Annotated in this window: 16 protein-coding genes; 9 read left to right on the top strand and 7 right to left on the bottom strand. The window is 71.3% G+C overall.

All coding sequences use genetic code 11. From position 1 onward, the window contains the following. Positions 1-14 precede the first annotated feature (14 nt). A complete protein-coding gene (locus ACFZDI_RS28515) occupies positions 15-1,670 on the bottom strand; it encodes a cytochrome bc complex cytochrome b subunit (RefSeq protein ID WP_234850070.1) in 1,656 nt (551 codons plus the stop codon). Between the two features lie 110 nt (positions 1,671-1,780). Next, on the bottom strand, positions 1,781-2,515 hold the full coding sequence (locus ACFZDI_RS28520) for a VWA domain-containing protein (protein ID WP_391254195.1): 735 nt from the start codon (positions 2,513-2,515) through the stop codon (positions 1,781-1,783). Positions 2,516-2,636: 121 nt separating this feature from the next. Here ACFZDI_RS28520 and ACFZDI_RS28525 point away from each other — a divergent pair, with 121 nt between their 5' ends. Genes ACFZDI_RS28525 through ACFZDI_RS28535 form a run of 3 tightly spaced genes read left to right on the top strand, consistent with a single transcriptional unit; the run spans position 2,637 to position 8,592 of the window. Next, positions 2,637-7,799: a caspase family protein gene (locus ACFZDI_RS28525; RefSeq protein ID WP_391254197.1), complete on the top strand. Its 5,163-nt coding sequence runs from the start codon at positions 2,637-2,639 to the stop codon at positions 7,797-7,799. Continuing rightward, entirely contained in the window at positions 7,796-8,140 is a 345-nt protein-coding gene (locus tag ACFZDI_RS28530) for a hypothetical protein (protein WP_391254199.1), read from the top strand. The genes ACFZDI_RS28525 and ACFZDI_RS28530 overlap by 4 nt, the downstream gene beginning before the upstream one ends. Next, the gene (locus ACFZDI_RS28535; RefSeq protein ID WP_391254201.1) at positions 8,137-8,592 is read left to right on the top strand and encodes a hypothetical protein; all 456 of its coding nucleotides are present in this window, start codon (positions 8,137-8,139) and stop codon (positions 8,590-8,592) included. Before ACFZDI_RS28530 ends, ACFZDI_RS28535 begins: the two co-directional genes overlap by 4 nt. A 113-nt stretch (positions 8,593-8,705) precedes the next feature. On the opposite strand, the gene ACFZDI_RS28540 is transcribed toward ACFZDI_RS28535, so the two are convergent. The 3 genes from ACFZDI_RS28540 to ACFZDI_RS28550 form a co-directional block, all read right to left on the bottom strand. Next, a complete protein-coding gene (locus ACFZDI_RS28540) occupies positions 8,706-10,169 on the bottom strand; it encodes a glutamate synthase subunit beta (RefSeq protein ID WP_234850067.1) in 1,464 nt (487 codons plus the stop codon). Beyond that, positions 10,162-14,760, bottom strand: coding sequence for a glutamate synthase large subunit (gltB, locus tag ACFZDI_RS28545; protein WP_234850077.1), 4,599 nt, complete (start codon positions 14,758-14,760; stop codon positions 10,162-10,164). The genes ACFZDI_RS28540 and gltB overlap by 8 nt, the downstream gene beginning before the upstream one ends. Before the next feature lie 383 nt (positions 14,761-15,143). Further along, positions 15,144-15,875, bottom strand: coding sequence for a VIT1/CCC1 transporter family protein (locus tag ACFZDI_RS28550; protein ID WP_391254203.1), 732 nt, complete (start codon positions 15,873-15,875; stop codon positions 15,144-15,146). Positions 15,876-16,102: 227 nt separating this feature from the next. Between ACFZDI_RS28550 and ACFZDI_RS28555 the strand changes: the two genes are divergently transcribed. The 6 genes from ACFZDI_RS28555 to ACFZDI_RS28580 all read left to right on the top strand — a co-directional run bounded on the left by ACFZDI_RS28555 (position 16,103) and on the right by ACFZDI_RS28580 (position 23,080). Next, positions 16,103-17,125, top strand: a complete 1,023-nt coding sequence (locus ACFZDI_RS28555) for an ADP-ribosylglycohydrolase family protein (RefSeq protein ID WP_234850065.1) — start codon at positions 16,103-16,105, stop codon at positions 17,123-17,125. 242 nt (positions 17,126-17,367) lie between these two features. Continuing rightward, positions 17,368-18,486 carry an ADP-ribosylglycohydrolase family protein gene (locus ACFZDI_RS28560; RefSeq protein ID WP_234849221.1) on the top strand — a complete coding sequence of 373 codons (1,119 nt, stop codon included), beginning with the start codon at positions 17,368-17,370 and terminating at the stop codon, positions 18,484-18,486. A 43-nt stretch (positions 18,487-18,529) separates the two neighbouring features. Further along, positions 18,530-19,699 carry an ADP-ribosylglycohydrolase family protein gene (locus tag ACFZDI_RS28565; RefSeq protein ID WP_391254204.1) on the top strand — a complete coding sequence of 390 codons (1,170 nt, stop codon included), beginning with the start codon at positions 18,530-18,532 and terminating at the stop codon, positions 19,697-19,699. Further along, complete coding sequence (locus ACFZDI_RS28570) at positions 19,687-21,048, top strand: ADP-ribosylglycohydrolase family protein (protein WP_391254206.1); 1,362 nt, start codon at positions 19,687-19,689, stop codon at positions 21,046-21,048. The genes ACFZDI_RS28565 and ACFZDI_RS28570 overlap by 13 nt, the downstream gene beginning before the upstream one ends. Then, positions 21,045-22,256, top strand: coding sequence for a CoA transferase (locus ACFZDI_RS28575; protein ID WP_391254207.1), 1,212 nt, complete (start codon positions 21,045-21,047; stop codon positions 22,254-22,256). Before ACFZDI_RS28570 ends, ACFZDI_RS28575 begins: the two co-directional genes overlap by 4 nt. Further along, complete coding sequence (locus tag ACFZDI_RS28580) at positions 22,253-23,080, top strand: aldolase/citrate lyase family protein (RefSeq protein WP_391254209.1); 828 nt, start codon at positions 22,253-22,255, stop codon at positions 23,078-23,080. The genes ACFZDI_RS28575 and ACFZDI_RS28580 overlap by 4 nt, the downstream gene beginning before the upstream one ends. A 241-nt stretch (positions 23,081-23,321) precedes the next feature. Here the strand turns inward: ACFZDI_RS28580 and lgt are convergent, their stop codons facing one another. Together lgt and ACFZDI_RS28590 are read right to left on the bottom strand one after the other, a co-directional pair. Next, the gene (gene lgt / locus ACFZDI_RS28585; protein ID WP_391254211.1) at positions 23,322-24,314 is read right to left on the bottom strand and encodes a prolipoprotein diacylglyceryl transferase; all 993 of its coding nucleotides are present in this window, start codon (positions 24,312-24,314) and stop codon (positions 23,322-23,324) included. A gap of 85 nt (positions 24,315-24,399) precedes the next feature. Further along, a complete protein-coding gene (locus ACFZDI_RS28590; protein WP_391254212.1) occupies positions 24,400-25,176 on the bottom strand; it encodes a thioredoxin domain-containing protein in 777 nt (258 codons plus the stop codon).

Here is a 25,176-nt window from a genome sequence, read left to right on the forward strand (position 1 = left end):
CCGGGCCGCGGCCGTCAGTGGGGGTGGTCGCCGCCGGTGATCTCCTGGTACTGCTCCACGGTCGGCTTCTCGATGCGGGCGTCGGGTCCGTACATGGCCTTCGCGAGCCGGGCGCGCAGCCGCTCGGACCGTTTGATCCTGCGGCGGACGCCCGCCGCGTCGACCTCGGGCCCGGTCTCGTGGGGCGGGAGCTGTTCGTGCTGGGTGAGGGTGAACAGCTCGGCCTGGGTGAGGGGCTCGTGGACCTCGATGTACTCGCCGGTGGGCAGCCGTTTGATGGTGCCGGTCTCCCTGCCGTGCAGCACTTTGGCGCGGTCGCGGCGCTGCAGGCCCATGCAGATCTTCTTCGTGACGATGAACGCGGCGACCGGCAGCACGAAGACGCCGATCCGCACGAACCAGGTGATCACGTTGATGGACAGGTGCAGGTGAGTGGCGACGATGTCGTTGCCGCCGCCGATCAGCAGCACCGCGTACAGGGTCAGCCAGGCCACGCCGAGGCCGGTGCGCACGGGCGCGTTGCGCGGCCGGTCCAGGATGTGGTGCTCGCGTCTGTCGCCGGTGACCCACGCCTCGAGGAAGGGGTAGAGGCCGAGGGCGAGCAGGATCAGCGGGAAGAGCGAGAAGGGGATGAACACGCCGAGGACGAGCGTGTGCCCCCAGAGGTTGATCTCCCATCCCGGCATCACCCGGATCAGGCCTTCGGAGAAGCCGAGGTACCAGTCGGGCTGGGCGCCGGTGGTGACCAGGTCCGGGCGGTAGGGGCCGAAGGCCCACACGGGGTTGATCTGGGCGACCGCGCCCATCACCGCCAGCACGCCGAAGACGAGGAAGAAGAAGCCGCCGGCCTTGGCCATGTAGACGGGCAGGAACGGCATGCCCACGACCGACCGCTCCTCGCGTCCGGGGCCCGGGAACTGGGTGTGTTTGTGGTAGAAGACCAGGATCAGATGGGCGGTGACCAGGCCCAGCATGATGCCCGGCAGCAGCAGGATGTGGACGGGGTACAGCCGCGAGATGATGTCCTCGCCCGGGAACTCCCCGCCGAACAGGAAGAACGACAGGTACGTCCCGACGATCGGGATGGACAGGATGGCGCCCTGGGCGAAGCGGATGCCGGTGCCGGACAGCAGGTCGTCGGGGAGGGAGTAGCCGGTGAGGCCGGTGATGATGCCGAGCATCAGCAGGGTCCAGCCGAAGAGCCAGTTCAGCTCGCGCGGCTTGCGGAAGGCGCCGGTGAAGAACACCCGCATCATGTGCACCAGCATGCCGGTGATGAAGACCAGCGCCGCCCAGTGGTGGATCTGCCGGATCAGCAGCCCGCCGCGCACGTCGAAGCTGATGTCCAGCGTGGACTCGAACGCCCTGCTCATGAGGACGCCGTTGAGCTCCGTGTAGGAGCCGTGGTAGGCGACCTCCTGCATGCTGGGCTCGAAGAACAGGGTGAGGTAGACGCCGGTGAGGATCAGCACGACGAAGCTGTAGAGGGTGACCTCGCCCAGCATGAAGGACCAGTGGTCCGGAAAGACCTTGCGCATGTTGGCCTTGGCCAGGGCGAAGAGCCCGAGCCGCCCGTCCGCCCAGTCGGCGAGCTTCTCGCCCTTGCCGGCGGGAGGCCTCCGCCGGGCGGAGTCCGTCCCGTACACCCGCCGTGCGCCGTCGTCGCCCATACGTCGTCGCCTCCCCGTCGGATCCTTCCCAGCGTGGCACGGCGTCGCGGCCGTGCAAACGGGGCGTGGGCCAAGGGGCGGGGTGGTTGGGCCAGGGGGGCGAGGGCCGGTCAGCGGCTGCCGGTGTCCCGGACGATCCCCTGCGCCCGGGCGGCCACCAGCCACTTCGGGAACTCGCCGACCAGCCGGTCGTACAGTTCGGCGTCCGGAACCTTCCGCGGGTCCTGCCCAGCGTGGAAGAACCCGGCGTTGTCGACGACCCGTTTGGCGGGCACGGCCAGCTCGTCCAGCTTGCGCAGGAAGTCGAACTGCTTGCTGCCCGGGTCGCCGAACCCGATGAACTGCCAGAACAGCGGCAGCCTGGCCGCCTTGCACAGATAGCGTTCCGCGGCGAGCTTGTTGATCGGCCCGCCGTCGGTCTGGAACACGACCAGGGCGGGTTCCGTGGAGCCGCTGTCGAGGTAGTGGTCGATCACGGCGTCCATCGCCAGGTGGTAGCTGGTCTTCCCCATGTGCCCGAGGCCGGCCACGATCCGCTCGATCCGCCCCTCGTGCCCGGCCAGGGCGATCTCCGTCTCGGCGTCGACGTCGGTGGAGAAGAACACGACGGGCACGCTGCCGTCGTCGTCGAGGTGCGCCGACAGCCCGAGCACCCGGTCGGCCAGCGCCTGCACGCTGCCGTCCTTGTAGTACGGCTTCATGGAGCCGGAGTAGTCGATGACGAGGTAGACCGCGGCCCTCAGCCCGTCCAGCCCGTGCTTCGCGAGGGACACCCCGGCGTTCTTGTAGAGATTCACCAGCGCGGGGGCGGTCTCCTGGACCTTGCTCAGACTGATCGCGGCCATGTGGGGGTCCCCTTACCTCCCGGCTCTCGATCACCGGGACTGGGCCAGAGAGTACGGCAAAGGGAGACTCGGAAGATGCCCGCTCTGCGATGATTGACCACTCATCACATGAGGGGGGCGCGTGGGATCGGGGCGGGCTGAGGCTGCTGTCGGGGCAGGCACGCGGCGGGCGTTGGTCGTGGGGGTCGGTCGGACACCCGCGCTGGAGAGGGACGAGCATCTCGCGCGGCGGTTTCCCCCTCTGGAGTCCGCTTCCGAGGACGTCGAACTCGTCAGCCGGGCGTTGCGTCAGTCGCACTACGAAGTGCGGCAGGAGCGCGACCCGGGCGGCTTCCAGCTGCTGGGCATACTCCAGGAGTTCTTCGACACGTGCGTCGTCGGCGACACCGCCTTCCTCTACCTGTCCTGTCACGGCACGACGGTGAGGGGGCGGGACCACATCCTGCCCGCCGACGCGCAACCGGGCCGTTCCGACCCGGCCGGGGGCCGGTCGTTGCTCGACCGCACCCTCATCCCCGCCGACCCCGAGGGGCTGCTCGACGGCCTGCCGGACGGGGTGACGACCGTCGTCTGCCTGGACACCTGCCGTGCGGAGGAACCCACCCCGAAGATCGAGCAGAGCAGGCGAACCGTGCTCTCGGCCGTCAAGGACGTGTACTGGCTGTACAGCTGCAGTCAGGGCGAGCGCTCCTACGCCGACCCCCAGGAAGGCAGCTGGTTCGGCCGGGCCCTGGCCAAGGCCCTCGCGCCGACGACTCAGCCGACCACGTTCGCCGACCTCGTCAGGTACACGGGGACGACTGTGCGCAGGAACGCTTCGGACGCGGGTGTCAGGCCGCCCACCGTCGAGCGGTACTTTCCCCACGGCCTGAACGCGGAGGGCCCCGGGCCGGTGCTGTGCGAGGGTGCGCAGGAGGCGTACCGGTGGACCACCATGATCGAGCAGTCGCTCCTGTGGCAGTACACCTCGGGCACCGGCATCGTCCACGAAAAGGTCAAGAAGCGGCTCGGCGCGCTCGTGGAGCACATCGTGGACTCCCTCTCCACCGACGGCGCGCACCACGACGACCCGTGGAGCGACCCGACCTACCCGGTGCGGGTGGTCGAACAGCTGGAGGGCCTGGTGAAGCGGGCTCGCCTGGAGGGCCGCGACCTGCTGTCTCCCGCCGAGACGGCGGCGCTGCTCGCCGCGCCCGTCGTGCAGGAGGGGGTCGTCGCGATCGCCCTCGAGGACCTGCGCAGGGTGCTGCCCGAGGGCATGGACGACAAGGGTACGGACGACCCGTCCGAAGAACACGACCGTCTGGTCCGGGGCGCCGCCCGCGATGTGGCCCGGGCGCACTCCCAGGTCCGGCGCACCGTCGCGACCCTGCGTCGCCGTGGCCTCAAGGAGCCGACCGTGGCCGCGGACCACTGGCTGCGGCACCGCTTCATCACCGATTGGGACCTTCTGTGGGAACGCACGGGCGACTACACCGCCGTGGACACGATCCTGGACCTGCTGGTGAGCGCGATCCTCGACGCGAGCGCGGACCAGTCGGCCGCACCGGTCCGGGACGCGACCAGACTCACCGTCGACGGCCAGGTGCGCCAGGTCCTCGGCCATCTCACGGTGCACCCGAGCTCCAGTCCGCGCATCAACGACGTGCGCAGTGGTGACGACTGGAACACCTATCCTCCGGTGCCCGGCAACCTGTGGCGTGCCTCGGACCTCGCCCGCCTGCTGTGGACGGCCGGCCTCCAGGCGGCCGACCCGCGCCGGATGTCGAGCGTTCTCGTCGAACACCTCGGTGCCCATGACCCTCTGGACCCCGACGACGTCGTGGCCGCCCTGTCCGCCGACTTCGGCTACGACGTGACGCCGCTGGGCGGCCCGGACGACTGCTCCTACGCCCTCACCGTCCGGTTCGCCTGCCCCCATCCGGCGCTGCACGTGGCCATAGAGGAGCTCGCCGGGCGGACGAACGCGACCGTGAGCCTGTTGCACCAGGAGTGCCAGAAGGCCCGTACGACACCACCGGCCCTGCTGCGCGGATTCCCCGAGCGAGTCACCTGTGAGCAGCTCGTCCCGCTCGACGACGGGTACAAGCAACCCCTGGAGCGCTTCCGCCTGGCCGAGGACGAGATCCGCCCTCTGCTGATGGGCACACAGCTGTACGGCGATCCGATGCTGGCCGTGCGGGAGCTCTACCAGAACGCCCTGGACGCCTGCCGCTACCGAGACATGCGCCGCCAGTACGGTGTGACGCAGGGAAGACCCGGGCACGACTGGCAGCCGAAGATCACGTTCGAGCAGGGCTGGGACGCCGAGGGCCGACCGTACATCGAGTGCACGGACAATGGTTCCGGCATGAACCGCGCCAAGCTGACGTCGATGTTCGCCCGCGCCGGCAAGCGGTACGAACAGGACCCCGAGTTCGTCCAGGAGCGCCGCAACTGGCGCCGCGCCGGACTCGGCGAGATGTCCCTCAACTCCCGCTTCGGAATCGGCGTGTTCAGTTATTTCATGCTGGCGGAGGAGGTCGTGGTCTGGACGAGCCCCGTGGACCACTACGGACGCGCCCAGCAGCTGGAACCCCTCCGCGCGGAGATCCAGTCGGGCTCGGGGCTGCTGCGCATCGGCGAGGACCCGCGTCTGGCGCTGGACGGAGGCACCCGGGTGCGGCTGTACCTGGGCGAGGACCAGGCTCAGCCGTCCTCGTTGATCAAGACTCTCGAGTCCTTCCTGTGGGTGGCGGATTTCGAGGTCGAGGCCTACGAATACGCACGACAGGACGCCACATCCCCCGTGGAGGAGTGTCGTTGGGAACCGGGCGTGCTCACGCCGCCCACTCCGAAGCCCTGGCGGGATCAAGCCGTTCAGGGAACGCGTGACATCTGGCTGGTGCAGGGGCCGGGACGATGGCTGCTGGACGGGGTGGTGATCAAGGACGCGCCGGAGGTCTTCGGCCGGATCGTCAACCTGCGTGAGCGGCACCGTCCGGAACCGAGCGTGGACCGCAACAACCTCATCTCCTGCGACTGGCGGACGGTGACCACCGAGCTCCTGGAGGCCACCGAGCGGGCCGCGCCGCAGTGGACCGCGGTCTCGCTCTCGTGGCTGTGGGAGCTCGCCACCCGGTCGCCCCAGCTGGCCGTCAAGGTGCTCGACTCCTTGAACCGCGACGTCCCAGCAGTGATCGAACCGTCGAGGACGGGCCGCCGCAAGCACCTGCCCCGGACGGTGAGCCTGTCGACCGCAGGGTGCCTGCCCGTCGACGACGACGTCTCCGCGACCGCTCCGCTCTGGCGTCCGGCCCTGACGGAGTACGAAGCCCATCTGGTGCGGAAGTGGCAGGAGACTCGGCTGTGTGTGCCGGATGCGGGGCCACCGTTCCTGCCCGACGGGTACCCGGAACCGCGCAGCCTGGACGCCGTCCTCTTCCCCAGGGCTTCGGAGCCGCGCGGGTGGGAGACCGTCCTGCACGCGGCCCGGTCCGCGGAGGTACCGGTGGCCGACACGCTGAGAGCACTGCGCCGTTACGCGATCACCGGCCTCGGCGTTCCCGCAGCCCCGGACGTCCGCGCCCTGCGCACGGTGTCGCCGTCCACGGCACTGGTCGACCTGTCCGTCGCATACGGATCCGCGTTCCGCCCGACGGGGTCCAACACCGCGCGTAGGCCAGCCCTGCACGCGCCACTGCTGTTGATCGCCGCGCGGCACCATATGCCGTTGGGCCGAGCCGTCGCTCTGCTGGAACAGCTCCGGGCCTGGCAGCCGGATCTGCCGGAGCCGCCGAGCCTCGACGAGGAGCTGCGAGCGGTGACACCCACGACGCTCGACGCGGCGCGGCTGGTGAACGAGAACCTGGACCCGGACGCACGAATGTGGCCCGGTGAGCTGAGCGTCATCGATCTCCTCACCCGAGGCGACGAGAATGTCTCTCTCACCGACTTGCTGGAACGTGTTCAGCGCTTTGCCCCGCTCGGCTTCTCGCTGCGCGCGCAGCCGTCGCAGGCGGCACTGGATCATGGCCCGCTCAAGCCTTCCGAACGCGCGCTGTTCGTCCGCCCCGGTGGGCCTGTCATGAGGGAGTCATATCGCGGCGACGACCTGTCGCTCCTCGACCTGCTGTTGCTCAGCGCCGAGCTGGGGCTGCCACCGCACGAGCTTGCGACGCGCGTGAACGCCCTCACGCCGGTGACGGGCGTCAGGGCCACGCCGCCGCCACACGACCTGCCCGACTGGATTCCGTCACGCCTGGCATTGGAGGCCGTCCGGGCGGTCCGTCGCAGCCCCCTCAAACGTCTGTCTCCCTGGGAGTTCGTCAGAGCCACCGCAGGGCCGGCGGCTCCGTCCGCATTCGAGCGTTTCGGGTCCAGGGTCGATCTTCAGGAGGCGACGGAGGCACTGCGTCTTCTCGGGAAGGCCGGTCTGCTCTCCGACGATTTCGAGGGGCAGACCGACCAGACCCTTCGCCAGCTGGAGGCCGCGAGCCATCCGCTGGTGCGGGCCTTCCCGTCCCGAGGAATCACACGGCAGCCGGAGTTCCGCCTAGAGGCACCCGCCCTCGTGCAACTCAGCGTCACCGAGCGGCGCCCCATCGGGGACGTGCTGGAGAGGCTCACCGGTGAACAACTGCACCTGCCGCTGTCTGTCTCCCAGCCCCCTCGCGAGGTTTTCGATCTGCAGGCGACCTCCGAGGACACCGGCACGCTCCTCGGCATGGGCGGGTTCGTCACCGAACTCACGATCCCGGCGCTGCTGCGCCATGCCAGGCGCACGGGACGCACGGTCGCCGCTTCCATCGAGCACCTCGGCCGTTTCACGGCCCTGGGCGCTCCCCCGGCACCGTGCGACCTCTCCGCCCCGGAAGCGGCCGCGCTGCACGACTTCGCACCGCACTTCTTCGACCTGGCCGCGTTCGAGAACGGCCTGCTCGGCCCGGGCCTTCTCGATCCGCTCGCCTTGGTCCGCACGGCAGGCCGCTTCGGCTGGCCGCTCGGCAAGGCCTACGACCGCTATACGCCCTTCGCTTGCCTCGGCTTGGACGTCACCGTCCGCAAGCCGGAGGGAGAGACGGCCGACCACATACCCGACTGGCAGGACCTGATCATCCTCACCGAGCAGCTCACCGGCCAGGCTCCCGCCCTGTGCGGCAGCGTGTCCCCGGACCACATCACGCTCTGCGCGGAGGAGACGGACCTGTCCGAGACAGAGGTCCGTGCGCGGTTGGCCCGGTACGCGGGCCTGTTCTCCCTGGAAGTCCCCACCGACGACCATCTGGAAGGCACCACCGCGTGACGCCCCCGATCGAGTACGACGCCGACGCCGTCCACCCCGCCGTCCTCACGTTCCGCTGGGTCGTGCGGAGGAACGGCGACGACGCTTCGTACGAAGCCTCCGGGACCTGCCCGGTCTGTACCTGCCCCATGACGAGAACCTGGGCCTTCGGACAGCCCCCGGTCGCCAAGGGCGGCTTCCTCGGCCGCCGTAAGGAGCCGGGGCCTGAGCCGTACTACACGATGTGCGAGTGCCGCACGCTGCACATGAGCCGTCCTGCGAGCGAGCCGCGGGGTTGTGGTGCGTTGCTGGCCATCGCTCCCCCGCCCACGCCGGGGCCGTCCGCCGGAGCGACGCCATGACCTTCACGCCCACGCCGCAGCAACTCAGGGACGCGGACCGCCGGGGCCGCGAGACGGCCTCTCCGGACCGGCAGCTGCACGCGGCGATACGGCAGGCGGAGGGCTATCGCAACTTCCTCGCCTCGCTCACCGGTCTGCTCACGGCGGTCTTCGTTCTGAAGGGCCAGGAGGACCTGAGCAAGCTGGCGGACACTCCGCGCTGGTGGGTGATCGGACTGCTGATCACCGGGTTCCTCGCCCTGATCGCCGCCTCCTGGCTGGGCGTTCTCGCCGTACACGGACGGCCCGGCGAGGAGATCCTGCTGGAGGCGGGCAGGCTGCTTCGATATGAGAAGAAGCGGACGAAGACCATCTGGCTGCTGGTGGAGTGCGCGCGTTGGCTTGCCGTGGCCGGTGTGCTGTGCGTCGCCGCCGCCGTGATCGTGACGTGGGTGGCACCCGGCTGCGCATAGGTACGTCAGCCGGAAAAGGCGACGGCGCCTGCCCAGGCGTCCGGTCGGGGACTGTGGGGCAGGCGCCGTCAGTGTTCCGTACGCCTTTGTACGGGACGTATCAGGGGCGGGTGTCAGACCATCAGCGCGCGGTCCGTGGGACGGATCGGTGCCGGCAGGTCGCTCGCGCCCGCGAGGGCACGGTCCACTCCGCGCGCCGCCGAGCGGCCCTCGGCGATGGCCCAGACGATGAGCGACTGGCCGCGGCCGGCGTCACCGGCGACGAAGACGCCCGGCACGTTGGTCTGGAAGTCGGCGTCGCGGGCGATGTTGCCGCGCTCGTCGAGCTCCAGGCCGAACTGCTCGACCAGGCCGTTCTCCCGGTCGGTGCCGGTGAAGCCCATGGCGAGGGTGACCAGCTGGGCGGGGATCTTGCGCTCGGAGCCCGGCTTCGGGGTCAGCTTGCCGTCGATGAACTCCACCTCGGTGAGGTGCAGCCACTGGACGTTGCCGTCCTCGTCGCCCTCGAAGTGGGTCGTCGAGACGGAGTAGACCCGCTCGCCGCCCTCCTCGTGCGCGGAGGTGACCTTGTACAGCATGGGGAAGGTCGGCCAGGGCTGGTTGGTGGGGTGCCGCTCCTCGCCCGGGCGGGGCATGATCTCCAGCTGCGTGACGGAGGCCGCGCCCTGGCGGTGGGCGGTGCCCACGCAGTCCGCGCCGGTGTCGCCGCCGCCGATGACCACGACGTGCTTGCCCTCGGCGGAGATGGGGGGCGCCACGAAGTCGCCCTCCTGCACCTTGTTGGCCAGCGGCAGGTACTCCATGGCCTGGTAGATGCCCTTGAGTTCACGGCCGGGCACCGGCAGGTCGCGGGCCGTGGTGGCGCCGACGGCCAGGACGACCGCGTCGTAGCGCTTCTTCAGGTCCGTGGCCTTCAGGTCGCGGCCGATCTCGATGCCCGTGCGGAAGCGGGTGCCCTCCGCGCGCATCTGCTCGATGCGGCGGTTGATGTGCCGCTTCTCCATCTTGAACTCGGGGATGCCGTAGCGGAGGAGGCCTCCGATGCGGTCCGCGCGCTCGTAGACGGCGACGGTGTGGCCGGCGCGGGTCAGCTGCTGGGCGGCGGCGAGGCCCGCCGGGCCCGAGCCGACGACGGCGACGGTCTTGCCCGAGAGGCGCTCCGGGATCTGCGGGGCGACGTCCCCGGTCTCCCACGCCTTGTCGATGATCGAGACCTCGACGTTCTTGATGGTCACCGGCGGCTGGTTGATGCCGAGCACGCACGCCGCCTCACAGGGAGCGGGGCACAGGCGGCCGGTGAACTCCGGGAAGTTGTTCGTCGCGTGCAGACGCTCCGAAGCCGCCGCCCAGTCCTCGCGGTAGGCGTAGTCGTTCCACTCGGGGATCAGGTTCCCGAGCGGACAGCCGTTGTGGCAGAACGGAATGCCGCAGTCCATGCAGCGGCTGGCCTGCTTGCTGATGATGGGCAGCAGCGAGCCGGGGACGTAGACCTCGTTCCAGTCCTTGACGCGCTCCTCGACGGGGCGGGACTTGGCGAGCTCGCGCCCGTGGTTCAGGAAGCCCTTCGGGTCAGCCATTGATCGCCGCCTCCATCATCTTCTCGTGGGTCTCGGTCTCGGAGAGACCGGCTCGCTCGGCGGCGTCCTTGGCGGCGAGCACTGCCTTGTACGTGCTGGGGATGATCCTGCTGAAGCGCTCGACGGCGGTGTCCCACTCGGCCAGGAGCTTCTCGGCGACGGTCGAGCCGGTCTCCTCCTGGTGACGGCGGACCACGTCGTGCAGCCACTGCTTGTCGGTGTCGTCCAGCGGCTCGACGGCGTCCAGGTTGCCGACGTTGACGTTGTCACGGTCCAGGTCGATCACGTACGCGATACCGCCGGACATGCCGGCCGCGAAGTTGCGGCCCGTCTCGCCGAGGACCACCGCGTGACCGCCGGTCATGTACTCGCAGCCGTGGTCGCCCACGCCCTCGGAGACGACCGTGGCGCCGGAGTTGCGGACGCAGAACCGCTCGCCGACCTTGCCGCGCAGGAACATCTCGCCGCCGGTGGCGCCGTAGCCGATGGTGTTGCCGGCGATGACGCTGTACTCGGCGAGGTGGTCGGCCGCGCGGTCGGGGCGGACGACGATCCGGCCGCCGGACAGGCCCTTGCCGACGTAGTCGTTGGCGTCGCCCTCCAGGCGGAGCGTGACACCGCTCGGCACGAATGCGCCGAACGACTGGCCGGCGGAGCCGGTGAAGGTGATGTCGATGGTGTCGTCGGGCAGGCCCGCACCGCCGAACTTCTTGGTCACCTCGTGGCCGAGCATGGTGCCGACCGTGCGGTTGATGTTGCGGATCTCCACCTGGGCGCGCACCGGCTGGGCGTCGGTGGCACCGGCTGCGGAGAGCGCGTCGGCGGCCAGCTTGATCAGCTGGTTGTCGAGCGCCTTCTCCAGGCCGTGGTCCTGCGCGATCACCTGGTGGCGGACCGCGCCCTCGGGCAGCTGGGGCACGTGGAACAGCGGCTCCAGGTTCAGGCCCTGCGCCTTCCAGTGGTCGACGGCGCGGGTCACGTCGAGGGCCTCGGCGTGGCCGACGGCCTCCTCGATGGAGCGGAAGCCCAGTTCGGCGAGGATCTCGCGGACCTCTTCGGCGATGAACTGGAAGAAGTTCACGACGTACTCGGCCTTGCCGGAGTAGCGCTCGCGCAGCACCGGGTTCTGCGTGGCGATGCCGACCGGGCAGGTGTCCAGGTGGCAGACGCGCATCATGACGCAGCCGGAGACGACGAGCGGAGCGGTCGCGAAACCGAACTCCTCGGCGCCGAGCAGCGCGGCGATGACGACGTCACGGCCGGTCTTCAGCTGGCCGTCGGTCTGGACGACGATGCGGTCGCGCAGGCCGTTGAGCAGCAGGGTCTGCTGAGTCTCGGCGAGGCCGAGCTCCCAGGGGCCGCCGGCGTGCTTCAGCGAGGTGAGCGGCGAGGCGCCCGTACCGCCGTCGTGGCCGGAGATCAGGACGACGTCCGCGTGTGCCTTGGACACACCCGCGGCGACCGTGCCGACGCCGACCTCGGAGACCAGCTTCACGTGAATCCGCGCCTGCGGGTTCGCGTTCTTCAGGTCGTGGATCAGCTGGGCGAGGTCCTCGATGGAGTAGATGTCGTGGTGCGGCGGCGGGGAGATGAGGCCCACGCCGGGCGTCGAGTGACGCGTCTTGGCGACCCACGGGTAGACCTTGTGGCCGGGCAGCTGGCCGCCCTCGCCGGGCTTGGCGCCCTGGGCCATCTTGATCTGGATGTCGTCGGAGTTGACCAGGTACTCGGAGGTCACACCGAAGCGGCCGGAGGCGACCTGCTTGATGGACGACCGGCGCGCCGGGTCGTACAGCCGCTCCGGGTCCTCGCCGCCCTCACCGGTGTTGGACTTGCCGCCCAGCTGGTTCATGGCGATGGCGAGGGTCTCGTGCGCCTCCTGGGAGATGGAGCCGTACGACATGGCGCCCGTGGAGAAGCGCTTGACGATCTCGGAGACGGGCTCGACCTCGTCGATGGAGATCGGCTGCCGGTCCGACTTGAAGCCGAACAGGCCGCGCAGCGTCATCAGCCGCTCGGACTGCTCGTTCACGCGCTCGGTGTACTTCTTGAAGATGTCGTACTTGCCGGAGCGGGTGGAGTGCTGGAGGCGGAAGACCGTCTCGGGGTCGAACAGGTGCGGCTCGCCCTCGCGGCGCCACTGGTACTCGCCGCCTATGTCCAGCGCGCGGTGCGCCGGGGCGATGCCGGAGGCCGGGTAGGCCTTGGCGTGCCGGGCGGCGACCTCCTTGGCGACGACGTCGATGCCGACACCGCCGATCTTGGTGGCCGTGCCGTTGAAGTACTTCTCGACGAAGGCCTCGTCGAGACCGACGGCCTCGAAGACCTGGGCGCCGCGGTAGGAGGCGACGGTCGAGATGCCCATCTTCGACATGACCTTCAGCACGCCCTTGCCGAGGGCGTAGATGAGGTTGCGGATGGCCTTCTCGGGCTCGATGCCGGGCAGGAAGGTGCCGGCGCGGACCAGGTCCTCGACGGACTCCATCGCCAGGTACGGGTTGACGGCGGCGGCGCCGTAGCCGATGAGCAGGGCGACGTGGTGGACCTCGCGGACGTCACCGGCCTCGACCAGCAGGCCCACCTGGGTGCGCTGCTTGGTGCGGATGAGGTGGTGGTGGACGGCCGCGGTGAGCAGCAGCGACGGGATCGGCGCGTGCTCGGCGTCGGAGTGGCGGTCCGACAGGACGATCAGGCGGGCGCCGTTGTCGATGGCGGCGTCGGCCTCGGCACAGATCTCCTCGATGCGCGCGGCCAGGGCGTCACCGCCGCCGTGCACCCGGTACAGGCCGGAGAGCGTGGCGGCCTTGAAGCCGGGCATGTCGCCGTCGGCGTTGATGTGGATGAGCTTGGCCAGCTCGTCGTTGTCGATGACCGGGAAGGGCAGCAGGACGCTGCGGCAGGAGGCCGCGTTCGGGTCGAGCAGGTTGCCCTGGGGGCCCAGCGACGAGCGCAGCGAGGTGACCAGTTCCTCGCGGATGGCGTCCAGCGGCGGGTTGGTGACCTGCGCGAACAGCTGGGTGAAGTAGTCGAAGAGCAGCCGCGGGCGGTCCGACAGGGCGGCGATCGGCGAGTCGGTTCCCATCGAACCGATCGGCTCGGCACCGGCCTTGGCCATCGGCGCGAGGATGACGCGCAGCTCCTCCTCGGTGTAGCCGAAGGTCTGCTGGCGGCGGGTGACGGAGGCGTGCGTGTGCACGATGTGCTCGCGCTCGGGCAGGTCCTCGAGCTCGATCTCGCCGGCCTCGAGCCACTCCGCGTAGGGGTTCTCGGCGGCGAGTTCGGCCTTGATCTCGTCGTCCTCGATGATGCGGTGCTCGGCGGTGTCGACGAGGAACATGCGGCCGGGCTGGAGGCGGCCCTTGCGGACGACCTTGGAGGGGTCGATGTCCAGGACGCCGACCTCGGAGCCGAGGACGACGAGGCCGTCGTCGGTGACCCAGTAGCGGCCGGGGCGCAGGCCGTTGCGGTCGAGGACCGCGCCGACCTGGGTGCCATCGGTGAAGGTGACGCAGGCCGGGCCGTCCCAGGGCTCCATCATCGTGGAGTGGTACTGGTAGAACGCGCGCCGGGCCGGGTCCATGGAGTCGTGGTTCTCCCACGCCTCCGGGATCATCATCAGCACGGAGTGCGGCAGGGAGCGGCCGCCCAGGTGCAGGAGCTCCAGGACCTCGTCGAAGGAGGCGGAGTCGGAGGCGTCGGGCGTACAGACCGGGAAGATCCGGTCGATGGCCTTGTCGTCGCCGCCGAACAGGTCGGACACGAGCTGCGACTCGCGGGCCACCATCCAGTTGCGGTTGCCCTTGACGGTGTTGATCTCACCGTTGTGCGCGACGAAGCGGTACGGGTGGGCCAGCGGCCACGACGGGAACGTGTTCGTCGAGAACCGGGAGTGCACGAGCGCGATCGCGGAGGCGAAGCGGCGGTCGGACAGGTCCGGGAAGAAGGGCTCCAGCTGACCGGTGGTCAGCATGCCCTTGTAGACGATCGTCCGGGCGGACAGCGACGGGAAGTAGACGCCGGCCTCGCGCTCGGCGCGCTTGCGCAGCACGAAGGCCTTGCGGTCGAGGGCGATGCCCTCCGAGGTGCCGTCACCGACGAAGATCTGGCGGAAGACCGGCATGGTCGACCGGGCGGTGGCGCCCAGCAGCTGGGGGGCGACGGGCACCTCGCGCCAGCCGAGGACGGTGAGGCCCTCGTCGGCGGCGATCGTCTCGATCTGCGAGACGGCGTCGGCGGTGGATTCCTCCGGCAGGAAGGCGATGCCGACGGCGTAGGAACCGGCGTCGGGCAGTTCGAATCCGGCCACGTCACGGAAGAAGGCGTCCGGGACCTGCGACAGGATGCCGGCACCGTCACCGGAGTCGGGCTCGGAGCCGGTGGCGCCGCGGTGCTCGAGGTTCCGCAGGACGGTCAGGGCCTGCTCGACCAGGGTGTGGGACGCCTCGCCGGTGAGGGTGGCGACGAAGCCGACGCCGCAGGCGTCGTGCTCGTTGCGGGGGTCGTACATACCCTGCGCAGCAGGGCGAGCATCCATGAAGGACCAGTTCTGGCCATTCGCGGAATGCTGGGACGGCTGGCGCGGCGTACGCATCGGCTCTCCCGTCGTCGTCATGTGGCATATGCAAAGTGCCGAGGGACGACGTTGGCCCTCGCGTGATCGCAAAATTTCGTGCAGGTTACATGATGGAGCGGTTCTCGGGAACCGGGATAATCCGTTCCAACATGCGGACACCGCGGGTTCGCGGCGGGGGTACCGCACCAGCAGTGGAAGCTTTGGGGGGCCGCACGAAACGATCGGGTCAGATCGCCTTCCGTCGGCCCGGGGGGCGGGACGGGCGTCTTCGCCCAGCCCGCTCAGGGGTGCGCGACAGGCGTCGTTGCCCGCAGCGCTTACGGCTCATGCCCGGTGGTCGCACACCCGAAACCAACGAGTAACGACTACTTATGCAGTCCCTTGCATAAGTCCGGGTCGCGCTATCCTACGGCCGTTCCGAACAAGGTGCCCAGGGCGTACGTCACACCGGCCGCCGCACCTCCCAGGAACAGCTGCCGCAGCCCGCTGTACCACCAGGTGCGCGCGGTCACCTTGGCCACCACCGCGCCGCACAGGAAGAGTCCCAGCAGCGCCAGCAGCACGGCCGGCCACATGCTGCTCGCCCCCAGCAGATAGGGCAGGACGGGAATCAGCGCACCCAGCGCGAAGGAACCGAAGCTCGACACCGCGGCCACGGCGGGCGAGGGCAGGTCACCGGGGTCGATCCCCAGTTCCTCCCGGGCATGGATTTCCAGCGCCTGCTCGGGATCCTTCGACAGCTGCCGGGCCACCTCGCGGGCCAGCCCCGGCTCGACGCCCCTCGACTCGTAGAGCGCGGCGAGCTCGGCCTCCTCGTCCTTCGGGTGCTTGCGCAGCTGGCGGCGCTCCACGTCCAGCTCGGCCTCGACGAGTTCACGCTGCGAGGCGACGGAGGTGTACTCGCCGGCGGCCATGGAGAAGGCGCCGGCGGCCAGGCCCGCGAGCCCGCTCAGGACGACGGTGTGCTGACTGACCGCACCGCCCGCGACACCGGTCATCAGAGCGAGGTTGGAGACGAGGCCGTCCATCGCACCGAACACCGCGGGACGCAGCCAGCCGCCGTTCACGTCCCGGTGCGTGTGGTTGTCCCGGTGCGCCTCGTGCAGCGTCGCCTCGGTCTCGATGATGGCCATGGAAAGAACCCCACTCCCCGCAGTTTCCGTGCTCTTTGGACATGTTCCAGAGTTTTACAACACCAAAACTACGCCGCGGATTCCTTCCTCGCCAGCAAGGAAAGGCTGGGCTAACCTGCGGGTTTACCCTCTGCCGCTCACTTGATCATGAGCCCGCACAGATGTCGACCGGGTGATGCTGGGGCTCGTGAGGCTCGGCCGAGTCACCGGAGTGGGACACATGCCCCATGGCATCGATCGGGCTCCGCGCACGGGCACGGGGCGCACTGCTGGGCCTGGCCGTCGGTGACGCGCTCGGGGCCCCTGCCGAGAACATGAAGCCCTCCGAGATCCGCGCGCGGTGGGGCCGGATCACCGGGTACGTCGCCGAGAGGCCGGCCGGCACGGACGACACGGAGTACGCGATCTTCTCCGGCCTGCTGCTGGCCCGGCACGGCTCCGCGCTCACCCCCGCCCATGTGGAGGCGGCCTGGCACGAGTGGATCGCCGACCGCGACGAGGGCCCCTTCCGGGGCGCCGGTTTCAGTGAACGCGGCACCCTGGAGAACCTCCGCCGCGGCCTGGCCGCCCCGATCTCCGCCCAGCACCGGCACGCCTGGAGCGACGGTCTGGCCATGCGCGCGGCGCCCTTCGGGGTGTTCGCGGCGGGCCGCCCGGCGGAGGCGGCGCGGCTGGTCGCGATCGACGGCTCGGTGAGCCACGACGGGGAGGGCATCCACGGCGGGCAGGCCGTCGCCGCGGGCGTCGCGGCGGCGATGGCGGGCGCGCCGTCGGACGCGGTGGTGGCGGCGGCCCTCGCGGTCGTCCCCGACGACTCCTGGACGGCCCGCAGTCTGCGCCGCGCGGTGACCGTCGCCCACCGCGGCGAACGCGCGGTCCGCTCCGCGGTCGTCATCGGCGGCTACCCCTGGACCGACCTGGCCCCCGAGGCGGTCGCCCTCGCCTTCGGCGCGTACGCGGCGGCCGACGGCGACTTCGAGCAGTCGGTCCTGACCGCGGTGAACATGGGCCGCGACGCGGACACGACGGCAGCGGTGGCGGGAGCGCTCGCGGGTGCGACCCGTGGCGTGTCGGCGATCCCGCGGGCCTGGGCGACCGCCATCGGCCCGGTCCTCGGCAGATGCCTCCCGGCGATGGCCGGCCATCACGTCCTGGACGTCGCGGACCTGCTGACCCCGACCCCCCGCGACCCGGAGCCGGCACCGGCGGACTACACCCTGGCGCCCGACGGAACGGAGACCCCCACATGACGACGCAAGCCCCCGCAACCGCCGACACCACCCCCCAGAACACCAGCCCCCCTCAACCGACCGCCACCCCCACCCCTCAGCAACCACCCCCACCCGCCGACGGCGAGACCGCCCCACGCAACACCAGGCCCCCTCAACCGACCGACGCCCCTACCCCCCAGGCATCATCCGCAGCCGCCGACGGCGAGACCGCCGCACGGGCGGCCAGGGCCCCTCGGGTGACGGTTACGGGCGGTGCGCGGGTGGGAGACAAGAAGGCCGAAGGCCTTCTGCTCGGACTCGCCGCCGGCGACGCCGCCGGCTGGCCCGCCGCCCGCCACAGAGCCGCCCGCATGCCCGACTGGACCCGCCGCCTCACCCGTGAACTCGACACCTTCGCCGAGCACAACGCCACCACCACCCTCCCCGTCCCCATCGCCCTCAACCAGCCCCCGGAACCCCTGCGCCTCGGCCCCTCCGACGACGCCGAGTGGGCGGCCTTCGCCGCCGAAGCCCTCCTCCGCGCCGGCGACGACACCGTCCTGAACGACCTCAGCCGCGAACGCCGCACCCGGGCCGCGATCGACCTGACCTGGAACGCCCTCGCCGCCGAAGTCGCCGCCGCGGCGGACCGCGCCCCCGAGATCGAGTCCGCCGTCCTCCCCCTGCGCGCCCGCATCTCCGTCCGCGCCGGCCTCGGCAACCTCGCCACCGGCCTGCGCCCGCCCGCCACCGGCCACGACAACCCCCACTACTTCGACGACGCCGCCTGCGTCCGCGCCTGCGTTCTGGCCCTGGCCCACCCCGGCGACCCCCGCAGCGCCGCGGACCTCGCCGAGTTCGACGCCCGCTACAGCCAGGACGGCGACGGCGTGCACGGTGCCCGCGCCATGGCGGCCGCCCTCGCCCTCGCCCTGGCCGGCGCACCCGTCGACGCCTGCGTCACGGCGGCCCTCACCGAACTCCCCGAGGAGACGGAGATCGGCCGCAACGCCCGTCACGCCCTCCGCCTGGCCGCCGCAGCGGACAGCGCGTTCGCTCTGGTCCCACCCCTGGAGCATCAGATCGTCGACCACGTCTACAGCTACGGCATCGCCGCCGCCGAGACGGTCCCGGTCGCCCTCGCCCTGGCCACCGCCGCCCGCGGCCGTATCGCGGAGGCGATCCCCGCGGCGGCCTGTCTGTCCCGCGTCGCGGACTCCGCCCCGGCCCTGGCGGGCGCCCTCACCGGCGCCCTGGGCGGCGGCGCGTCGATCCCCGAGTCCTGGCGGGAGACCTGCCGCACTCTCTCCGGCTGCGTCCTGCCCCGTCTGACCGGCACGGACCTCGTGGAACTCGCCGAACTCCTGGAAGCCGTACAACCGGCCCGCCCGGGTGGATGATGCGGCCATGCAGCCCAAAGCGCCCATGCAACCCAAAGCCGCCATGCACACCAAAGCTCACCCAAACGCCCCCTTGGACGAGCGGATCACCGGTGCCCTGGTCGGAGCCGCGGTCGGCGACGCGCTCGGCGGCCCCGTCGAGGGCTACTCGCCCGAGCAGATCCTCGAACGCCACGGCGGCCGCGTCCACGGCGTCGTCGGCCCGTGGCACGGCGACGACTGGCGCACCGCCCGCCCCCTCGCCCCGTACCACAAGGGCGACGGCCACGTCACCGACGACACCCTGATGACCCACGCCCTGGTCCGCGTCTACGCCCGGGTCCGCGACCACCTCGACGCATACGCGATCGCCGACCACCTGGTCCCGGACCTGATGACCGAGCCCCGCTGGATCCCGGAACTGGAGACCGAGGCACTCCCGCTCCAGCGGATCTTCCTGGCGGAGAAATGGCTGGTGGCGAGGATCCACTACGGCCACGCCGACCCGCGCGAGGCCGGCACCGGCAACATCGTCAACTGCGGGGCGGCGATGTACATGGCGCCCGTGGGACTGGTCAACGCGGCCGACCCACGCGCTGCCTACGCCGAGGCCCTCGACATCGCCGGCGCGCACCAGTCGTCGTACGGCCGTGAGGCGGCGGGCGTCCTGGCCGCGGCCGTGGCGGCGGCGTGCGCCCCCGGCGCCACCCCGGACTCTGTCGTGTCCGTGTGCCTCTCCCTCGGGAAGGACGGCACCCGGGCCGCGATCGAGCGGGTCTGCGAGGAGGCGTCCCGTCACACGGACTTCGAGTCGGCCCTGCGCCCGCTGCGCGAGGCGGTGGCCCCCTACGACACGGTGGGCCCCGACTATCGCTCCCCCTCGCTCGGCGCCCGCCGCCCTTCCCGTCTGCACGCGATCGAGGAACTGCCCGTCGCCCTGGGCATGCTGGTGGTGGCCCGGGGCGACTACCGGCAGGCGGTGCTCGGCGCGGTGAACTACGGCCGCGACTGCGACTCGATCGCCACGATGGCGGGCGCCCTGGCGGGTGCCCTGGGCTCACCGGTCCCGGAGGACTGGGCCAAGACGGTCGCGGAGGCGAGCCGGCTGGACCTCTGGGAGCCGGCGGCCACCCTCAGCGCCGTCGCCCGCGAGATCTTCGGCCGGGACGTGTCCCGCCGCCGCGCCCACGAGCAGGCCTTCGCGTCCCTCGGAGGCCCGGCATGCTCCGACTGACCTGGGTCCAGCCGGAGGACCTGATCGGCCACGAGATCCGCCAGGCCGTGCTGGACGGCCGCGAGCCGAAGGCGATCGCGGCGCGCTGGCGGGCGGCGGGCGGACCCGAGGCCCCGGCCGCCGCGGGCGCCTCCCCCACCCCGACGTCCCGCTACCTGCGCCGGCTGGCCTCGGACCTCCTGGACGAACTGGCCGATCTGCCGAGCCGGCTGGCGGACGACGAGCCGACCGGCCTGGAGGCGATCAGGGCCGCCTGCCCCGCATGGCCCCGGCCCGTGGGTGTCCCGGTCACGACCCCGCAGCAGCTCGAAGCGGCCTGGCTCGGCCGGGCCGCCGGCTGTCTCCTGGGCAAACCGGTCGAGAAGCTCCCCCTCGACGCCATCCGCCGACTGGCCCGGTCCACCGGCAACTGGCCCCTCACCACCTACTTCACCGCCCGGGGCGTCCCCGAGGACCTGCTGCGGCAGCACCCCTGGAACCGCCGCTCGGCAGCCACCTCCCTCGCCGAGAACATCGACGGCATGCCCGAGGACGACGACCTCGACTACCCCCTGCTCAATCTCGTCCTGCTCCAGCGGCACGGCAGGTCCTTCACCCTCACCGACCTGGCCCGGACCTGGCTCGACGAACTCCCCGCCGGACGGACGTTCACCGCTGAGCGCATCGCCTACCGCAACCTGCTGACCGGCGTGGAGCCCCCGCACACCGCCCGGCACCGCAACCCGTTCCGCGAGTGGATCGGCGCCCTGATCCGCGCCGACGTCCACGGCTGGACCCACCCCGGCGACCCGGCCGCGGCGGCCCAGCAGGCCCACCGGGACGCCACCCTCACGCACACCGCCAACGGCGTCTACGCCGCGATGTTCACGGCCGCCGTCATCGCGACGGCCGCGACCGGCGACCACGACGTCCACGCCTGCGTGCGCACCGGCCTGACCGTCGTCCCGCCCCGCTCCCGCCTCGCCCGGGCCGTCCACGAGGCCGTCGGGCTCGCACACGAACACCAGGACTTCGACACGGTCGTCGACGCCCTCCACCGCGCCCATGGCGCCACCCACCACTGGGTGCACGCCGTTCCCAACACCGCTCTGATCGCCGCCGCCCTCACCCACGCGAACGGCGACTTCACCGGTTCGATCTGCCGTGCCGTCAGCGGCGGCTGGGACACCGACTCCAACGGTGCGACGGCCGGCAGCATCGCCGGCCTGCTGGCCGGACACCCGGCGGCGCTCCACGACCGCTGGACGGCCCCCCTGAAGAACCGGCTGGCCACATCGATCGGCGACTTCAACGGCATCGGCTTCGACACCCTCGCCCACCTCACGCACCGGGAGACCCGCCGCCCATGACCGCGCCCACGACCGCGTCGACGACCGGGCCCCTCACCGGCCTGCGCGTCCTCGACCTCGCCACCCTCTTCGCCGGCCCGATGGCCGCCACCCTGCTCGGCGACTTCGGCGCCGAGGTCGTCAAGATCGAACACCCGGCGAAGCCGGACCCCTCCCGCGGCCACGGCCCGTCGAAGGACGGCGTGGGCCTGTGGTGGAAGATGCTCGGCCGCAACAAGCGGACCATGACCCTCGACCTGTCCAGGCCCGGCGGCCGCGCCACTCTCCTGCGCCTGGCCGCCCGGACCGACGTGATCATCGAGAACTTCCGCCCCGGCACCCTGGAGAAGTGGGACCTCGGCTGGCCGGAGCTGTCGGCGGCCAACCCCCGTCTGGTGCTGGCCCGCGTCACCGGCTTCGGCCAGTTCGGCCCCTACGCCCACCGGCCCGGCTTCGGCACCCTGGCCGAGGCGATGAGCGGGTTCGCCGCGATCACCGGCGAACCCGACTCGCCCCCGACCCTGCCGCCGTTCGGCCTGGCCGACTCCATCGCGGGCCTGACGACGGCGTACGCCGTGATGACGGCGCTCGCCGCCCGCGAGCGCACCGGTGAGGGCCAGGTCGTCGACCTGGCCCTGATCGAGCCGATCCTGGCCGCCCTCGGCCCCCAGCCCCTCTGGTACGACCAGCTCGGGCACGTCCAGCCCCGCACCGGCAACCGCTCCCCGAACAACGCCCCGCGCGGCGTCTACCGCACCGCGGACGCCACCTGGGTCGCCGTGTCCACCTCGGCCCAGTCGGTCGCGGAACGCGTGATGCACCTGGTCGGCCGCCCGGAACTGATCGACGAGCCCTGGTTCGCCTCGGGCGCCGGCCGCGCCGCCCACGCCGACGTCCTGGACGAGGCGGTCGGCGGCTGGATCGCCGCGCGCACCCGCGGCGACGTCCTGGCCGCCTTCGAGAAGGCCGAGGCGGCGGTGGCCCCGGTCCAGGACGTCCGCGACGTGATGGCGGACCCGCAGTACCAGGCCCTGGACACCGTCACCACCGTCGACGACCCCGAACTCGGCCCGCTGCGCATGCAGAACGTCCTGTTCCGGCTCTCCGCGACGCCCGGTGCGATCCGCTGGGCCGGCCGCCCGCACGGCGCCGACACCGAGGAGGTCCTCACCGAACTGGGTCTGACCCCGGGCGACCTCACGGCGCTGCGCGCGGAGGGCGCCCTGTGACGGCGTACCCGCTCACCTGGCTCTACGCCCCGGGCGACCGCCCGGCGGTGGTCGCGAAGGCCCTCACCGGTGGAGCCGACGTCGTGGTCGTCGACCTGGAGGACGCGGTCTCCCCGGACCGCAAGGCCTACGCCCGCGACGCCACCGCCGACCTGCTGGCGGACCCGCCGGCCGTTCCGGTCCACGTGCGCGTCAACGCCCTGGACAGTCCCTGGGGCGAACAGGACATCACGGCCCTGGCCCCGGCACCCGGGCTGTCGGGGCTGCGCCTGTCCAAGATCACCTCGCCCGCCGATGTCACCCGCGCCGCCCGCCGAGCCGCCCGTGCCGGCCTGTACGCCCTCCTGGAGACGGCCCTGGCCGTGGAGCAGGCGTACGCCATCGCAGGCGCCCACCCGAACCTGCGCGGCATCGCGCTCGGCGAGGTCGATCTGCGAGCCGACCTCGGCGTTCGCGACGACACGGGCCTCGACTGGTCCCGCTCCCGCGTGGTCGTGGCGGCCCGGGCCGCCGGCCTGCCTCCCCCGCCCCAGTCCATCCACCCGGACATCCGCGACCTGGACGGACTGGCCACGTCCTGCGCGCACGGCCGTGCCCTGGGGTTCCTCGGCCGTGCCGCGATCCACCCCCGCCAGCTCCCGGTGATCGAACGCGCCTACCTGCCCACCGACGCGGAGATCGAACAGGCGGAGACGGTCCTCAAGGCGGCTGCCGCCGAGCAGGGCGCACAGGCCCTCCCGGACGGCCGCTTCATCGACGCGGCGGTGGTGACGGCCGCCCGGCGCACGTTGTCACTGGCACGCCGCCGCCCCCGCACCCACTGACACCACCCGGCGGCACGTCACCGTCGACACGCCGCGGCTACCCCACACGCTGCCACCACCGTCCGCTCCCTCGGCCGAACGCCCGCCGCCAGGCGGCCGCTCCCCCACCCACTGCCACCGCCGTTCACACCACCGTCGACACCCCGCCGCCGGCTCGCCCCCTCACACATGCCCCCTGACCTGCGAAGAGCGCCCGGGAATCTCTCCCGGGCGCTCTCCGAGCGTCATGTGCGGACAGGCGTCAGGTCTTCTTCCCCGACCTGGCCTCGTCCCCGGCGGCGTCCGCCTCCGCCTCCGCCGTCGCGTCCGATCCCACCTTGTCCGCGGCCTCGTCGTCCTTGCCGGCGGCCTCGGCCCGGTCGGCCTTGTTCGCCGCGTCGTCCGGCTCGGCACCGTCGGCCGCACCGCCGGAGGCATCCGCCCCCGGCTCCACGATCTCCTCCCGCCCGGGCCGCTTCTTCGCCGACACCACCAGGTACGTCACGGCGAGCAGGAACACGAAGATCGCGGTCCAGACGTTCAGGCGCAGACCCAGGATGTGGTGGGCGTCGTCGACGCGCATGTACTCGATCCACGCCCGGCCCGTGCAGTACGCGGCGACGTACAGGGCGAACGCCCGGCCGTGCCCGAGCCGGAAGCGGCGGTCCGCCCAGATGACCAGGAACGCCACACCGATGCACCACAGCGACTCGTACAGGAAGGTGGGGTGGTACGTGCCCGGCACGCGCCCGTCGGAGGAAGAGGTGATCTCCAGGGCCCACGGCAGGTCGGTGGGCTTGCCGTACAGCTCCTGGTTGAACCAGTTGCCCCAGCGGCCGATCGCCTGGGCGAAGGCGATGCCCGGCGCGACGGCGTCGGCGTAGGCGGGCAACGGGATGCCACGGCGGCGGCAGCCGATCCAGGCGCCGAGCGCGCCCAGCGCGATCGCGCCCCAGATGCCGAGGCCGCCCTCCCAGATCTTGAAGGCGTCCACCCAGTCGCGGCCCTCGCTGAAGTACAGCTCGTAGTCCGTGATCACGTGGTAGAGCCGACCGCCGACCAGGCCGAACGGTACGGCCCAGACAGCGATGTCGGCCACCGTGCCGGCCCGGCCGCCCCGGGCGATCCACCGCTTGTTGCCGAGCCAGACGGCAACGAAGACGCCGATGATGATGCAGAACGCGTAGCCGCGCAGCGGAATGGGGCCGAGGTACAGCACCCCGCGCGACGGGCTGGGAATGAAGGCAAGTTCCATGGCAAGGTCGACGCTACCGTGCCGCACCGGGCCCGCGACGGGCAGCCCGGCTACGGGTCCATAACGGGGTCGTGGAAATTTTCCCTCACCCCTGGTTCGCCTCCTGCACCATCTGCTTCAGCTTGGCCGGGGTCATCGTCCGGTCCTGGTAGATGTTCCTGCCGTCGAACAGCACGGTGGGCGTGCCCGAGAAGTCGCCCTTGTCGAAGGCCTGGTGGGACTTGGCGACCCAGCCGTTGTGCGTGCCCTTCTCGACGCAGGTGCGGAAGGCGGGGGTGTCCAGGCCGTCGACCTTGCCGGCCAGCTCGATCAGCTTGGCGTTGTCCGCGTAGGCGTCGTCGACCTCGGGGGGCTGGTTGTCGAAGAGCACGTCGTGGTACGCGGGGAACTTCCCGGCGTCCTGGGCGCAGGCCGCCGCGTTGGCCGCGTTGCGGGAGCCGGTGCCGCGCATGTTGCCGTCGATGAGGGTGACCAGGTGGTACTCGACCTTGAGCTCGCCGGCGTCCGTCAGCTCCTGGATCACCGGCCGGTACACCGTCTCGAAGGACTTGCAGGCGGGGCAGCGGAAGTCCTCCCACACCGTGAGCGTGGACTTGGCGCTGTCCTTGCCGACCGGGATGGCGAGGCTGTCCTGGCCCTGGGCTCCGGAGGGCGCGACGACCGGGCCCGAGGACTCGCTGCCGTCGTCCTTCCCGGCGTTGGCCGCCACGATGCCGATCACCGCCGCGAGTCCCAGGACGGCGACGACGGCACCGCCGACGATCAGCGCGCGTCGGCGCTTGTCCGCGGACCTCTGCTTCTCGCGCTCGACCGCCAGCTTCTCCCGGGCGGTGCGCTTCCCCTCACGGTTCTTCTCGCTCAC

Source organism: Streptomyces sp. NPDC007907, assembly GCF_042959365.1.
In the GTDB taxonomy this organism is placed as follows: Bacteria; Actinomycetota; Actinomycetes; order Streptomycetales; family Streptomycetaceae; genus Streptomyces; species Streptomyces indiaensis.

What these genes read in the sequence shown, in the direction of transcription:
- ACFZDI_RS28520 (WP_391254195.1), bottom strand. Translation starts at nt 2,515, where the DNA reads ATGGCCGCGATCAGTCTGAGCAAGGTCCAGGAGACCGCCCCCGCGCTG.
- gltB (WP_234850077.1), bottom strand. Translation starts at nt 14,760, where the DNA reads ATGCGTACGCCGCGCCAGCCGTCCCAGCATTCCGCGAATGGCCAGAAC.
- ACFZDI_RS28540 (WP_234850067.1), bottom strand. Translation starts at nt 10,169, where the DNA reads ATGGCTGACCCGAAGGGCTTCCTGAACCACGGGCGCGAGCTCGCCAAG.
- ACFZDI_RS28565 (WP_391254204.1), top strand. Translation starts at nt 18,530, where the DNA reads ATGCACACCAAAGCTCACCCAAACGCCCCCTTGGACGAGCGGATCACC.
- ACFZDI_RS28515 (WP_234850070.1), bottom strand. Translation starts at nt 1,670, where the DNA reads ATGGGCGACGACGGCGCACGGCGGGTGTACGGGACGGACTCCGCCCGG.
- ACFZDI_RS28570 (WP_391254206.1), top strand. Translation starts at nt 19,687, where the DNA reads ATGCTCCGACTGACCTGGGTCCAGCCGGAGGACCTGATCGGCCACGAG.
- ACFZDI_RS28535 (WP_391254201.1), top strand. Translation starts at nt 8,137, where the DNA reads ATGACCTTCACGCCCACGCCGCAGCAACTCAGGGACGCGGACCGCCGG.
- ACFZDI_RS28575 (WP_391254207.1), top strand. Translation starts at nt 21,045, where the DNA reads ATGACCGCGCCCACGACCGCGTCGACGACCGGGCCCCTCACCGGCCTG.
- ACFZDI_RS28555 (WP_234850065.1), top strand. Translation starts at nt 16,103, where the DNA reads ATGGCATCGATCGGGCTCCGCGCACGGGCACGGGGCGCACTGCTGGGC.
- lgt (WP_391254211.1), bottom strand. Translation starts at nt 24,314, where the DNA reads ATGGAACTTGCCTTCATTCCCAGCCCGTCGCGCGGGGTGCTGTACCTC.
- ACFZDI_RS28550 (WP_391254203.1), bottom strand. Translation starts at nt 15,875, where the DNA reads ATGGCCATCATCGAGACCGAGGCGACGCTGCACGAGGCGCACCGGGAC.